The sequence below is a fragment of the Paenibacillus sp. cl6col genome, assembly GCF_900102125.1.
Lineage (GTDB): Bacteria > Bacillota > Bacilli > Paenibacillales > Paenibacillaceae > Paenibacillus_B > Paenibacillus_B suaedae.
In genome coordinates this window covers 513,731-527,318 of the sequence record NZ_FNAZ01000001.1, presented here as the reverse complement: position 1 = coordinate 527,318, position 13,588 = coordinate 513,731, and the positions used below count along the sequence as shown (strand labels likewise).

13 protein-coding genes and 5 tRNA genes are annotated in these 13,588 nt (G+C 48.3%); 12 read left to right on the top strand and 6 right to left on the bottom strand.

The genetic code is table 11. The features are described from left to right. Positions 1-202: 202 nt before the first annotated feature. From BLS15_RS02270 to BLS15_RS02260, 3 genes are all read left to right on the top strand, one after another. Positions 203-484, top strand: a complete 282-nt coding sequence (locus BLS15_RS02270; protein ID WP_019422582.1) for a CopG family ribbon-helix-helix protein — start codon at positions 203-205, stop codon at positions 482-484. Between the two features lie 3 nt (positions 485-487). Then, positions 488-838 carry a type II toxin-antitoxin system PemK/MazF family toxin gene (locus BLS15_RS02265; RefSeq protein ID WP_019422581.1) on the top strand — a complete coding sequence of 117 codons (351 nt, stop codon included), beginning with the start codon at positions 488-490 and terminating at the stop codon, positions 836-838. Positions 839-1,105: 267 nt separating this feature from the next. Then, positions 1,106-3,331, top strand: a complete 2,226-nt coding sequence (locus tag BLS15_RS02260; RefSeq protein ID WP_090509668.1) for a Tex family protein — start codon at positions 1,106-1,108, stop codon at positions 3,329-3,331. Between the two features lie 240 nt (positions 3,332-3,571). On the opposite strand, the gene cmpA is transcribed toward BLS15_RS02260, so the two are convergent. Further along, positions 3,572-3,691: a cortex morphogenetic protein CmpA gene (cmpA, locus tag BLS15_RS02255; RefSeq protein ID WP_021254410.1), complete on the bottom strand. Its 120-nt coding sequence runs from the start codon at positions 3,689-3,691 to the stop codon at positions 3,572-3,574. 266 nt (positions 3,692-3,957) lie between these two features. On the opposite strand from cmpA, the gene BLS15_RS02250 reads away from it, so the two are divergent. The 9 genes from BLS15_RS02250 (at position 3,958) to BLS15_RS02210 (ending at position 9,074) form a co-directional block, all read left to right on the top strand. Next, entirely contained in the window at positions 3,958-4,437 is a 480-nt protein-coding gene (locus tag BLS15_RS02250) for a SprT family protein (protein ID WP_036591415.1), read from the top strand. A gap of 93 nt (positions 4,438-4,530) precedes the next feature. Beyond that, complete coding sequence (locus BLS15_RS02245) at positions 4,531-5,346, top strand: uroporphyrinogen-III synthase (protein WP_028531676.1); 816 nt, start codon at positions 4,531-4,533, stop codon at positions 5,344-5,346. Positions 5,347-5,431: 85 nt separating this feature from the next. Next, positions 5,432-5,507, top strand: a tRNA-Asn gene (locus BLS15_RS02240). Between the two features lie 5 nt (positions 5,508-5,512). Continuing rightward, positions 5,513-5,601 (top strand) — tRNA-Ser (locus BLS15_RS02235). A gap of 279 nt (positions 5,602-5,880) precedes the next feature. After that, complete coding sequence (mgtE, locus tag BLS15_RS02230) at positions 5,881-7,314, top strand: magnesium transporter (protein WP_028531677.1); 1,434 nt, start codon at positions 5,881-5,883, stop codon at positions 7,312-7,314. 196 nt (positions 7,315-7,510) lie between these two features. Beyond that, positions 7,511-7,585, top strand: a tRNA-Glu gene (locus tag BLS15_RS02225). A 50-nt stretch (positions 7,586-7,635) separates the two neighbouring features. Next, positions 7,636-7,711: transfer RNA gene (locus tag BLS15_RS02220), tRNA-Lys, on the top strand. A 49-nt stretch (positions 7,712-7,760) separates the two neighbouring features. Continuing rightward, positions 7,761-7,846 (top strand) — tRNA-Leu (locus BLS15_RS02215). Between the two features lie 436 nt (positions 7,847-8,282). After that, positions 8,283-9,074, top strand: coding sequence for a BclA C-terminal domain-containing protein (locus tag BLS15_RS02210; RefSeq protein WP_090509665.1), 792 nt, complete (start codon positions 8,283-8,285; stop codon positions 9,072-9,074). Between the two features lie 197 nt (positions 9,075-9,271). On the opposite strand, the gene BLS15_RS02205 is transcribed toward BLS15_RS02210, so the two are convergent. The 5 genes from BLS15_RS02205 to BLS15_RS02185 all read right to left on the bottom strand — a co-directional run bounded on the left by BLS15_RS02205 (position 9,272) and on the right by BLS15_RS02185 (position 13,577). After that, complete coding sequence (locus BLS15_RS02205) at positions 9,272-10,141, bottom strand: polysaccharide deacetylase family protein (RefSeq protein ID WP_021256404.1); 870 nt, start codon at positions 10,139-10,141, stop codon at positions 9,272-9,274. 90 nt (positions 10,142-10,231) lie between these two features. Then, positions 10,232-10,450 (bottom strand): hypothetical protein, encoded by a 219-nt coding sequence (locus BLS15_RS02200; protein ID WP_021256403.1) that lies wholly within the window; start codon positions 10,448-10,450, stop codon positions 10,232-10,234. A gap of 96 nt (positions 10,451-10,546) precedes the next feature. After that, positions 10,547-11,725, bottom strand: coding sequence for a YncE family protein (locus tag BLS15_RS02195; RefSeq protein ID WP_090509660.1), 1,179 nt, complete (start codon positions 11,723-11,725; stop codon positions 10,547-10,549). Between the two features lie 64 nt (positions 11,726-11,789). Then, positions 11,790-12,620: a carbohydrate ABC transporter permease gene (locus tag BLS15_RS02190; protein WP_028531680.1), complete on the bottom strand. Its 831-nt coding sequence runs from the start codon at positions 12,618-12,620 to the stop codon at positions 11,790-11,792. Between the two features lie 9 nt (positions 12,621-12,629). Continuing rightward, complete coding sequence (locus tag BLS15_RS02185) at positions 12,630-13,577, bottom strand: carbohydrate ABC transporter permease (RefSeq protein ID WP_021256400.1); 948 nt, start codon at positions 13,575-13,577, stop codon at positions 12,630-12,632. Positions 13,578-13,588: the final 11 nt, after the last annotated feature.

The window sequence follows — 13,588 nt, the reverse complement described above, 5'->3', positions numbered from 1 at the left end:
AACTTTTTGCGGAACTTGAAGGATTTTGGTGTCCCAAGGGCGAATGAAATGGAGAGGCTCAGTGGGGATGTTGTTGAGACGAACTTGTTGGTGATGCAACATACTTCGTCTGCATTGGGCATATATATTCTTTTGTATAAATTTTCTACGGAATCGACATAATGGTAACTAGGCAGGAAAGGTTTTGGGGGTGCGAGGACAGGTGGCAAATATTCAGAACACCAAACGGATCATGATCAGCTTGCCCGACCAATTATTACAAGAAGTGGACGGCATCGTCGCTATGGAGAAATCCAATCGGAGTGAATTTATCCGACAAGCGATGAAATTATATTTGAACGAGCGCAAGAAACGGCACATTCGTGAATCGATGCAGCGTGGCTATATGGAAATGGCGAAAATCAATCTCACAATGGCATCGGAGGCTTTTTATGCGGAAGAAGATGCGGATGGCACTCTCGGCCGTTTGGTTAGCGGGGTGTAAACATTGATTGTGAAGCGCGGCGACGTATTTTTTGCGGATTTATCGCCCGTCGTTGGTTCGGAACAGGGAGGGGTTCGACCTGTCCTCGTCATACAGAACGATATTGGCAACCGATTCAGTCCAACGGTGATCGTTGCGGCGATTACAGCCCAGATCCAGAAGGCGAAATTGCCGACCCATGTCGAAATCGATGCGGAAACCCACGGCTTTGATCGTGATTCGGTCATATTGCTGGAACAGATTCGTACGATCGATAAGCAGCGTTTGACGGATAAGATAACGCACTTGGATGAGGAAACGATGCGCAAGGTTGATGAAGGCTTGCAAATTAGTGTGGGCTTGATCGACTTCTAGATACGATATTGAGAATGAGAAGAACGGGGATTGCCTCGTTCTTTTTTGCTATGAGCAGAAATAGGGATACAGCTATATCCCTCTGTGAATCGGATCATAACGATTTGTGACCTTTGCGCTGGAAAATAAGGCTCAATTTTGCGAAAATAGAGAGAGCATAATGATCAGGCATCAATCTAAGAAACCGTAAATGTCGGACAAGTGCCGGCGATACCTAATATCTCGAATTCTACGATGAGGGTTCGGGTTGCAGAGAGGATGTAACGAATGGCAGGACAAGAATCCGTTATCGATATGACAGCATTGGAACCCTTGCTAGAACAGATGGCTGTGGAACAGCCAAAACGACTGCGCAAGCAGCTTATAAGCGAATTATCACTGAATCCGAAGCAGGTAGATGCAACTATCAGCTTATTGGATGAGGGCAATACGATTCCATTTATCGCGCGATATCGTAAGGAAATGACTGGAGAGCTGGATGAGAACCAGTTGCGCGCACTCGAAGAGCGGCTTGCTTATGTACGCGGGCTGGAGGATCGCAAACGTGAGGTGCTTCGTCTGATTGCGGAGCAGGGCAAGCTGACAGCGGATCTGCAGCAAGCAGTTGTAGGAGCTTCGAAGCTACAAGAGGTAGAGGATTTGTACCGTCCCTATCGCCAGAAGAGGAAAACGCGGGCAAGCGTGGCGAAGGAGCGGGGGCTTGAGCCGCTGGCGAACTGGATCCTGACGTTCCCGAAGCAAGGCAGCGCGCTAGCGGAAGCTGCTTCATATGTGAATGAAGAAGCGGGCGTTGCTACCGCTGAGGATACGGTGCAGGGTGCGCTTGATATTATAGCGGAGATGGTGGGCGATGATCCTGCTATACGTGCCTGGGTTCGTAAGTTTACATTTGATCAGGGCATAATTCGTACCGAAGCGAAGGATAAAGAGCAGGAATCGGTATATGAGATGTACTATGCGTACACGGAACCGGTTCGCAGGCTGCCTTCTCATCGGATATTGGCGATTAACCGCGGTGAGCGTGAGGACATTCTGAAAGTTGCGTTAGATGTGCCTGTGGAACAGGTACATGCTTATATGGAGCGGAAAGTGATCCAACGCGACTCTGTCGTCACTTCCTTACTGAAGGCGACGATTGAAGATGCATATAAGCGACTAATTGCACCGTCGATTGAGCGGGATGTACGCAATGAGCTAACTGACAAGGCTGAGGAGCAAGCAATCCAAGTGTTCGCACAGAACTTGCGAAGTCTTCTATTACAGCCGCCAGTAAAGGGGAAGACCGTATTAGGTGTCGACCCCGCTTTCCGGACAGGCTGCAAGCTGTGCGTGGTCGATGATACAGGCAAGCTGCTGGAAGTAGCAGTAACGTATCCAACAGCCCCTCACCATAAGGTGGCAGAGGCTGAGCAGACGTTCAGCAGACTCGCAGACAAGTACGGGGTTGAGTTGGTCGTAATCGGCAACGGAACCGCTTCTCGCGAGACCGAGCAATTTGTTGCAGATTGGTTGAAGTCCCGTCCAGGCGGTGGAGCTGGCATCCAATATGTAATCGTCAATGAGGCTGGCGCTAGTGTCTATTCGGCTTCTAAGCTAGCCCAAGAGGAGTTTCCTTCTCTGGATGTTGCAGAGCGCAGTGCAGTATCGATTGCTCGTCGGATGCAGGATCCATTAGCGGAGTTGGTTAAAATTGAACCTAAGGCTATTGGAGTTGGCCAGTATCAGCATGATGTGGCTCCTAAGCGGCTGGAGGAGAGCTTGGGCGCCGTTGTGGAATCGGCAGTTAACCATGTTGGTGTAGATTTGAACACGGCTTCTCCGTCCTTGTTGTCTTATGTATCAGGCATCAATGCAACCTTGGCTAAGAACATCGTGAAGTACAGGGAAGAGAACGGGAAATTTACGGTTCGCAAGCAGCTGCAGAAGGTGCCGCGTCTGGGGCCGAAGGCATTTGAGCAATGTGTAGGATTTCTCCGTATTCCAGATGGAGATCTTCCTCTTGATAAGACGCCGATTCACCCAGAGTCGTATGGAGTTGTAGATCGGCTGTTCGCGCTCATGGGACTTCGTACGGAGGATATTGGGACAGCTGCGTTAACACAGGCACTGAGCGGGGCGAATCTAAATGAGCTGGCTGAGAAGTTAGAGGTAGGTACACCTACACTGAGGGATATTATCGACAGCTTGCTGCGTCCGGGTCGCGACCCGCGCGAGGAGTTGGCGCCGCCTATTTTCCGTACAGATGTCCTCCAAATTGAGGACTTGAAACCTGGTATGGAGCTGAAGGGAACGGTTCGCAACGTTATTGACTTCGGTGCATTTGTTGATATCGGCATTAAGAATGACGGCCTCGTGCATATTTCTCAGCTTAGCGACCGTTTTGTGAAGCATCCGCTTGATGTTGTCTCTGTTGGTGATAATGTAACGGTATGGGTACTGCAAGTGGATATGAAGAAGGGCCGGGTCGGTCTTACAATGAAGGCTCCGAAGTAAAGAGGGATAAAGCGATAGAACGAAAGCATTAAATCCGTATATGTAATACATGCAATCGTAAAATATGAAACATGACGGTAGCATATTGCAGCATGACGAAAGTCCCCCGATGAGGAAGTCGGACGGTCTCACACCTTGTTAGGAGACGCCGTTCGTTCAATCGGGGGTTTTTGCCTATATGCGATGATGATCTAAGGCCTGACTTTCTGCTTGTGCATGTTGCGCAGCGTACGGAACCATTTACGTATGCGCACGCGGCTTCGAACGGTAAAAAAACCAACACTCATTTAATAGCTTAATTTGACGGCGATCCTTCTTATTGAAGGCGCGCATTAGCTGATTGCATAACCATTGCGGCATGAGTATCCCTCCTTCGGCGGGGACGAGAGAATCGTCGTTGTAACGCTATCATATGGGCGTTGGCCGCATTTGGTGCAGGTCCGCAATCGTCTCTGCAAGTATCTCTACAGGTATCACTGCAAGTTTCTCATAGGAATTCATGCTCCATTCTTGTTGTTGTAGGGAACAACCTTTCCCGATACAATGTAGGCATACCCCGAAAGCAACTTATCTCGAACAGGATTAGAAATAGCAGACTGAGACGAAGAGGCGAAAGGGGGATGAAGATGTCAGATGAACAGCTGCAAGCTTGGATCGAACAGGTTTCGCTCCGTGATTTCGGGAAGCCTTTTCGGCATAAGGCACGTTATAATTCGCGACTGAAGTCAACAGGAGGACGCTACTTGCTGCGCTCGCATGACATAGAAATCAATCCGAAGCAGCTGGAGCAGAATGGTCTGGAAGAAGTTGAACGTATTATTAAGCATGAGCTCTGTCACTACCATCTGCACTTGGAAGGGAAAGGGTACAAGCATCGAGATACAGATTTCAGACAGCTGCTGCAAGCAGTTGGAGGATCTAGATATTGCAAATCCCTGCCGGATGTTGCCCGCAACCGTCAAATGCCTTATCGATACCACTTGGAATGTGTACAGTGCGGACAAGCTTATATGCGCAAACGCAAGGTGGATGTTCGTAAGTATGCATGTGGTCGTTGTCACGGAAAATTGAAGATGCTGCTGATGACCGAGCAGGTGGAGAAATAATGTTCTGCCATATGTACAGCAATGATGTTCAGCATATAGCATTAATCGTACTGGTAGGGAACTAATTAAACAATAGCTGAGGGAGGTCTTGTCATGCCGAAATGCGAGGGAAAGGTTGTTGCAATTACAGGTCCACGCAAAGCCGAGGAGATGTCATTGCTTGTTGCGAAGCAGGGAGGATTGCCGCTAGTAAGGCCAACTCAAGGGACGATGTTCGAGCATTTTGACCATCTGGCTGCCGAAGTGGACAAGGTAATAGACAAGCCTGTACAGTGGGCTGTCTGGACGACAGGAATAGGGCTTGAGAAGCTGTTGGAGGCAGCGCGTGAAGCGGGAAGAGAAGAGGCATTGCTAGTGAAGCTGAAGCAGATACGGCATGCAGCACGAGGCTACAAAACCGTTAATGCATTGAAGCGGCTTGGCATCGTCCCGGATATTCGAGATGATGATGGCTCGACGGTTGGACTGGTAAGGGCTATGGCGTCTTATGATGCTGAACAATGGCGCGGCTCATTAGTTGCGCTGCAATTGCATGGAGATCCAGCCCCAACCCTGAACGCATTTCTCGCTGATGCAGGTGCGCAATCTATAGAGCTGATGCCCTACCGGCATACCCCGCCCGATGAGGCCGTACTGGAGCAGTTCACTTCAGAGCTGTTGTCGGGACAGATAGATGCAGTTGCCGTAACGGCTGCTCCACAACTTCGATTCCTATTTGCTTATGCGAAGGAAAGAGGAATGGCGGATAAGCTGCTCCAGATCTTCCAAGAGCGAACACTGCTTGCGGCGGTGGGCAAAGTTACAGCTGCAGCGGCGATCGATGAAGGGATAAAGCGGATGTTAGTTCCAGATGAGGAGCGAATGGGGGCGTTAATCGTTGCCTTGTCACGCTGGTTTGAAGCGAACTGATTGGCTGTTTGTCTGCTATTTTTACATTTATTTTTTGAAATGTGTTGACACTATATCGGATTCATGATAAATTAGTACTTGTCATTCCCTGATAGCTCAGTTGGTAGAGCACTCGACTGTTAATCGAGTTGTCACAGGTTCGAGTCCTGTTCGGGGAGCCATTCATGGAGAGGTACCCAAGAGGCCGAAGGGGGCGCTTTGCTAAAGCGTTAGGGTGTAACAGCCGCGAGGGTTCGAATCCCTCTCTCTCCGCCACAATGGTACAGACAAGATCCCGCAAGGGATTTTTTTGTTATCTATACATATTGCATCATCGTCGAAATGGATAAAGCAAGGGTAACTGTGAGAGATCGCGGTTATTCCTTGCTTTTTTTCATACACTATGGAGGCATTCAGTGTGAACAGATGATGGTCATTCTGTTTCGCCAATTGTTCAGTGCGTTTAATGAATGTAATGGTGGGTTTCATAAAATCGGCTTGAAGTAGCAGCGGAATACACCATATACGGATTGTTATCCGTGGGGGGTGAGCGTAATGGGGAGTAAACGTGATAAACAGAAGCAAGCATGGAACGAGAAAAAGACAACGAAAGCAGACTCGAACAAGGATAAGGACACGGTATCGTACGATACTGATGAGATCATAGATGAGGCAGAACGCATTTTGCAGGGTTCTGTTGATGAAGTGAAGTACGCGCTCCGCTATTGGCATCCTTATGATTTAGCGGTCGTATATCGTCATGTAAATTTGTCGCAGCGCTCTCGGTTGCTTGAGGTGCTGGAAGTAGGTCAGCTAACGGAAATGATCCGTGAGTTGAATCCGGATCTTCAACTGGAGTCGTTCCAGATGCTTGGCCGCAATCGTGCGGCAGAAGTATTGAACCGGATGGACAATGATGACTTGGCTGATATGATGGCAGCGGTTAGCGTGGAAGAGAAGGAGTTCTTGCTTTCGCTCATGGAGCGGGAGGAGAGCGACACAGTACGCCGCCTGATGACCTATGAACCGGAAACAGCGGGCGGATTGATGACGAACCGCTATGTCTGGTTCTATGAGCGTTACACTGTGCGGGAAGCGGTTGAGAAGGTAAAGGCGTTCGCTGAGATGACGAAGAACGTCCACTATCTGTATGTAGTCAATGAACAGAAGCGGCTGGTCGGTACGTTGACTTACCGTGAATTGGTGCTGGCTCCGGAGACAGATACCATCCAATCGCTTATGAATGAGAAGGTCATTTCCGTTACTGTCGATACGGATCAAGAGGAAGTGGCCCGACTATTTGAACAATACGATTTCTTGTCCATGCCTGTTGTTGATCCAGATGACAAGCTGCTTGGGATCGTAACCGTTGATGATGTCATTGACGTCTTGCGAGAAGAAGCTCATGAGGACATTAATAAGTTGTCGGCAACGGATAAGACGATTGACTTTCGAACGAACCCTTTCACAGCAGCCCGCAGACGTTTGCCATGGTTGATTATGCTTCTATTCCTTGGGCTTGTGTCGGGAAGCATTATTAGTTGGTTTGAGGGGACGCTGCAGCAGGTTGTTGCGCTCACCTTCTTCATGCCCATGATTGCAGGGATGACAGGAAACACAGGCACGCAGTCGCTTGCTGTGGTAATACGCGGACTTGCCTCAGAGCATTTAGACAAGGGAACAGTCACGAGGCTCCTGTGGCGAGAATTGTTCGTAGGTCTGATCATCGGCACGGTGTGCGGTACTGCGGTTGCCCTTGTAGCGGGGATATGGCAGGGAAGCTTAGCGCTGGGGCTGGTAGTGGGCTGCTCTCTATTCCTGACGGTTATCATTGGTACAATGGCGGGTACAGTGATTCCTATTATGCTGTATAAGCTTAACGCGGATCCAGCAGTCGCATCTGGGCCACTCATTACAACATTGAATGATATCTTTTCACTGACGGTTTATTTCGGTACAGCCACCTTGTTCTTGTCGTATTTAATCTGAGGAGACGGGCATATTATAAGAGCAATAAATCGTATCGAATAGGTTGTAGAGAATAGCTGTCGGATAAGGAAAAAACGGTTCATAAATATGGTAAAAAAGTTTTTTAAAAAAAGGCTTGTCAACGGTCGTATCGTTTGATATACTCTTAATTGTCGCCGAGAGGTGATGAGAAAGAAGTAAGAAACGACAACGATATGGCCCGTTGGTCAAGGGGTTAAGACACCTCCCTTTCACGGAGGTAACAGGGGTTCGAATCCCCTACGGGTCACCACTTCAATCCTTGTTGGAGTGACATGGCGAACAGCAATGTTCTTGCACCATGAGCCATTAGCTCAGTTGGTAGAGCACCTGACTTTTAATCAGGGTGTCGAAGGTTCGAGTCCTTCATGGCTCACCAGTTTTATTCCTCGGTTGAGATGTCAATAGACATCCTTCCCAAAATACGTGCGGTAGTGGTGGAATGGCAGACACGCTATCTTGAGGGGGTAGTGGGCGTACGCCCGTGGAGGTTCGAGTCCTCTCTACCGCACCAAATTAACTAATGACAACTCCTTGCGCAGCAAGGAGTTTTTTAGTGTTTCAATCATGTTCGGCTGACGTTTCATTACATGCGTTATTTTTGGTTTAGGGACGAGAGCCATGATAAATGCCTAAAACTACTAGATGTGTATATAAGCGAATAAATCTCTTTACCATAAGAGTCGTTGAGAAAATAGAATCTCGCGGCTCTTATTTATGTTATGGTGAACGCTGATCGATCGGACTATTGAAAATGCCGAGGTTGATAGTAAGTTAACTGAAGTGATGGAGAGGGACGACTACAAGTAATGAGAGTGTAAATCTATTTGTTTTGGATATAAGCCAAGTCATATTGAGAGAAACTTCAATACTATGGAATATGTACGAACTAATAGAGTAACTCTCTTGAGAAATGATAAGCTGATGGCGGTTCGAAAAGGAGTTTGTTTATGGACAATCATTATCGTTTTCTAAACGTTCATCCATTTTCATCATGGCTTGCAAAGGCATCCGGGATCATTGTACCTGTATTGCCTAAGGGAGAAACAGGTGCTACAGGAGCAACTGGTTCAACCGGATCGACTGGTCAGAACGGCGCCACAGGGAACACAGGCTCTACCGGAGTCACAGGGCTAACGGGAAGTACAGGCTCAACAGGTGCAACGGGTGTAACGGGAGCTACAGGAACGACAGGTATAACCGGATCGACTGGAATAGGTGCGACTGGGGTAACTGGCGCAACGGGATCGACAGGTGTAGCGGGTTCTACGGGTGCAACGGGGATTACTGGCTCTACCGGAGCCACCGGGGCAACGGGAGCAACAGGGACGAACACTACCGCGACATCCTCGTATGCTGCCAATACTACTGGAGCCTCGATCGCGGTCGTCTTGCTAGGTACGCTCGTTCCACTCCCAAGCGCCCAGAACATTGGATCTGGAATAAGCGTGAATGGCTCGAACGATACTTTTACCGTATCTACGGCGGGAAGATATTACATCTCGTATCAGCTCAACTTAACCGCGGGCTTGTTGCTGGGTTCAAGACTGCTTATCAACGGTGCTGCGAACGTAGCCTCTACGATAACACCCGTTCTTACGTTATCTACCTTTAACAATGACGTCATTCTTACCTTGGCTGCGAACACGACAATATCGCTCCAATTGTTCGGACTTCTAGGAACAGCTACGCTTATTAATAATGCTGCTGGTGCTGCTCTAACCATCATTCACTTAGGCTAGAAATGCAACTAGAAATGGAGCGGTAATCGCTATGCAATCTGACTACGAAAAGAGCCGTTGAGGAGGATCTCACGGCTCCTTTTGCGTTATTCCTGTGATGAGTCTTCGCACCACTGAAATCCATTCTTGTTCTTATCCGTAATAGGACGAATTACACGACAGGCATTTCTGTACCGGTTGCTAGACGTCTTTACGGGCTATTCCCGATATGTCGGCTTGCCTAGCAGCTTATCTAACGTCACCATCTCAATGCCTTGTCGATTTAGCTCCTCAATGATGTGAGGGAGCGCCTTGACGGTACCGTTTAAGTCATGATTTTTACCGCCGGCAGCATGCTGGAGCACGATAGCACCAGGAGTCAGGTGAGACATAATGTTGGCTTCAATTTGCTCTGCGGTGAGCCCTTTCCAATCTAGGGAATCAACATTCCAGTTCACGATCAGCATGTGTTGTGAGGCAAGCCATTTAATTTGCTCTTCACTTATATTGCCGTAAGGCGGTCGAATGAAGTTGATCGTACGTCCCGTAGCAGCTCGCAGAATATTCTGTGTGCGAAGAATCTCATTATGGAAGGCCTCATTAGTGAGCTTCGGCAGATTCGCATGATCATAGGAATGATTGCCGACGATATGGCCTTCTTCTAGGATGCGCATCATGATCTCTGGATATTTCTCCGCCCGATTGCCGACAACGAAGAATGTTGCCTTAACCCCATAGTTACGCAACACATCAAGAACCTGCGGGGTAAAGTGGTTGTCGGGAACATCATCGAATGTCAGGGCAACCCTCTTTTCGTCAGATGGGCCCTGCATGATGAAGTGGGAGCGGTATTTCCTGCGCAGTTCAGATAAGGTGAGCGGCTTAGGGCTCCGTACATCGCTCTCATTGCCGCCGACGAAGGAAGGAGCTTCCTTCGTCGCGACACGTGCTTGCCGTTGTTGAATCGAATATCCTTCATGCGATTTTTGGGCGGAAGGGGACTGAGGGGACGTGCTTGTCGTGCTGCAACCCGATGCATATATGCTTAGCATGGTACATAATCCGAGCAGAATTGGTCGTGTAATCATTGGCGGAACCTCCTGAACCGATGCTCATCAAATTAAGTATTGTACATAGGGTTCGGAGGAAGGTCGTAAATTATCCATACGACACGGATTTTATTCGTATAGCGCATCCCTTAATTTGGTAGACATCTGGCTGTGACCACCATTTTGTTTCCTTGCGGAACTCAGTGCTTTGCGCAGGCGCTCATTCTCTGCTTGAAGTTCCTTAATTTCTTCAACCATCTCTTTGATCAAAGGGGAGCAGTCCTTGTTATGGGCTTCAATAAGTGCTGCTGCTCTATGCTGCAAATCCTGCCATTGCTGTTCATTCATCATCATATGACTCCTATTCCATAGCGTACATTTCCTATCTACTCATTATAAGGCAAAAAGAAAGAGCCGTCACATGACGACTCTGCGAGATGGCGCTTATTTGTTCTTCCACATTTGCTCGACTTGCTTCATATCCAGGATGTGCATGCGATCCATTGCATAACTTCCTGTCATCGCAATCCCTTCAGAGGCAGACTCATAATTGATATATAAGGAATCATCAGCCACAGTTATTTCTTCAGCCATTGGAGGTCCGTCAAGCTTCAGCTTAAGCTCAGCGTTATCCAAGAACCATAGCGGAACTTCCTTGTTGCTAATCGTTACCTTCTGGTGAGGCGCTTGCCCACGAGGATCGGTGAAGAACAGCATCGTGCTATTGCTGTTACGACCATAGGAATCACTCAATACCCAGTGGCCATTCCAGAACGATACGCCCTGAATTCGATTCGGAATCGAGAGGAGCTGCTCAGGTACCAGCTTGTCGCCGGAATTTTTCAGTTGCATAGGCAATCCTGTATTCGGATTTACCGAGAATCCCTCAATCCAAGCGCGATATTGGTCGCCATCACGGTTGGTCATATGATGGGAGGTATCTGTTGGATAGCTTGTGCCGTGCGCAAATTCGCCAACCCATAGTTTTCCGTTCTCGAAGGCAATGAAGGATGCGTTCGTATTGACCTTGAATTGTCCGTCGAAAATAAGCTGTCCGCCATTTTCTGTCTGCTTCATCTTATCGATGGATACATATCTGGCCTTGCTGCCGGAAGCAACGAACACATAACCATTTGTGATGGCAACACCGCCGGCGTGACCCGTATATGGATCTCCTACAGCATCATACAGCTCGAAGGACTTCAGCAGCTGACCAGTTTTGGCATCCATAATCGCGATAACGCTGACACCGACGTCACGGTAGCCTGACATAACAAGCCACCCCTGGTCTGCGGAGTAGGCAAGACCCTGCGGGATAACAAGCTCGTGCAGACCAGGAATAATAGGTCCATCCTGTGCAATGTTGAGCAGCGGCTTGAACTCGTTCTTGTCAATGCGAAGCTTCGGATTCACCTCTTGTTGCGTCAGTTTGCCAGCAGCCACTGCCGCAGCCGCACTTGGAGTTGTGTTGGATACTTGTGTGACTGGTGCAGCAGCCTGATTCAAGCCTGCCGGCTCTTCCTCACCATTGGCACAGGCAACGGCAGATGACAAGAGAATAGAGGAGAGCAGCAGTGCTTGAACACTTTTTCGGCAACGTGAAGAAGTAGACTGAGAATTCATTACATAGCCTCCTTAAGATAGATGAGATGGTGCATTATAAGAGAAGCTGCATGCAGTTGTCTTATTATTTAAATGTTGAATTCGCGAGTGCTGAGACGATATGCTTCTGAGCAAAAGCAAACACAATGACAATCGGCAGAATAACCATCACACTTGCAGCGCTAAGCAAATGGAAGGTAAGTGCTTCGTCGCCTGCTACTGCATCTCGCATCATCGCAACCGCAACTGTCAGCACACGCATGCTGTCCGAGTTCGTCATAATAAGCGGCCAGAAGTACGAGTTCCAGCTGCCGATAAAGGTGAGCACGATCAGTGTCGCAATCGTCGGCATCGCCATCGGAACGAGAATGCGATACAGCTGATGGAACCGGCCAGCACCGTCGACTCGAGCAGCCTCCAGCACATCATTGTTAAGCGACTTGAAAGCTTGACGAAGCAGGAAGATGCCGTAAGCAGACGCACCATGCGGAACGATCAATGCCAAGAAAGTGTTGAGCCAGCCAATCTTGGACATCATCACATATACAGGAACGAAGGTTACTTGTTCCGGAACGATTAACGCAGCAAGCACGAGAACGAACCATTTATCGCGTCCCCAGAAATTTCCCTTCGCGAAGGCGAAGGCAGCCCAGATGGCAACATTAATCTGCAGAATCATAATCCCAAGCGTCTGCACGGCAGTATTGAAGAAATAACGGCCGAACGGTGAAGCCTGGAATGCATCAATATAGTTCTGGAAGCGGAACGATTCTGGCCAGAAGGATGGAATCGCGAGCCGCAGCTCGAACGGTGTTTTTAAAGAAGTGACAACGAGCCAATAGGTTGGAAAGAACATCACTAATGTAATGAGGATGGCTGCTGCCAACCGGATGGATGAAAATAAGGATTTTGACATCCGCTAAGCCTACCCTTCGTAATGAACTCTTTTTTTCGAAATCCACAGCTGGATTACGGTTAAGGCGATAATAATGATGAAGAAAATAACGACCAGTGCAGATGCGCGGCCTGTCCGGAACTCGGAAAAGGCCATCTGATAGATCCAGAACACCATCGCCTTCGTTGCATTCAGCGGTCCGCCGTTCGTCATAATATTGATCGACTGGAATACTTGCATCGATCCGATGAAGTTTGTAATGACAAGGAACAACGTCATTGGAGACAGTAATGGGATCGTAATATTGCAGAATTGGTTCCAGCGAGAAGCGCCATCGATGCTAGAAGCCTCATAGTATTCAACTGGGATGCTGCGCAAGCCGGCAATGAACAGCAGCATTGCGAAGCCGACGCCTTTCCATAGGGATACCGTAATAAGAGCGCCGAGCGCCGTGTTCGGATTCGTCATCCAGTTGATCTTATCGAATCCTGCCAAGTCCAATAGGTAGTTGGCAAGGCCGTATTCACCGTTAAATATCCACAAGAAAATCATGGCTGCGACGACCATAGAGATGTAGTATGGCATGAAGATGATCGAACGCAAGAAATTATAAAACTTGGATTTAGAGTTGAACAAAAGTGCGAGTAGAAGCCCAATAACAATCGTAAAGAACACGTCGAAAATCGTGTATTTGAACGTAATCGTAAGTACCTTCCAGAAGTCTTCACTGGATAACAGCTTCGTATAGTTATCCGCCCCGATAAATTTCATCACTGGCCGCGACATATTCCAGTTCGTTGTACTAATGAAGATCGAGAATACCAGTGGAACATACGTAAAAATAAGCAGGAACAACAGTGCCGGCAGCGCGAAGCTGAAATCCTTCAACTTCTCGGAGAAGCGGTACCATGACCAAGGCCGCTTGTACTTCACAGCTTCTGCCGGCGTATCATTCGAAATTCCGGAATTACCATTCATCTGTTTAATCG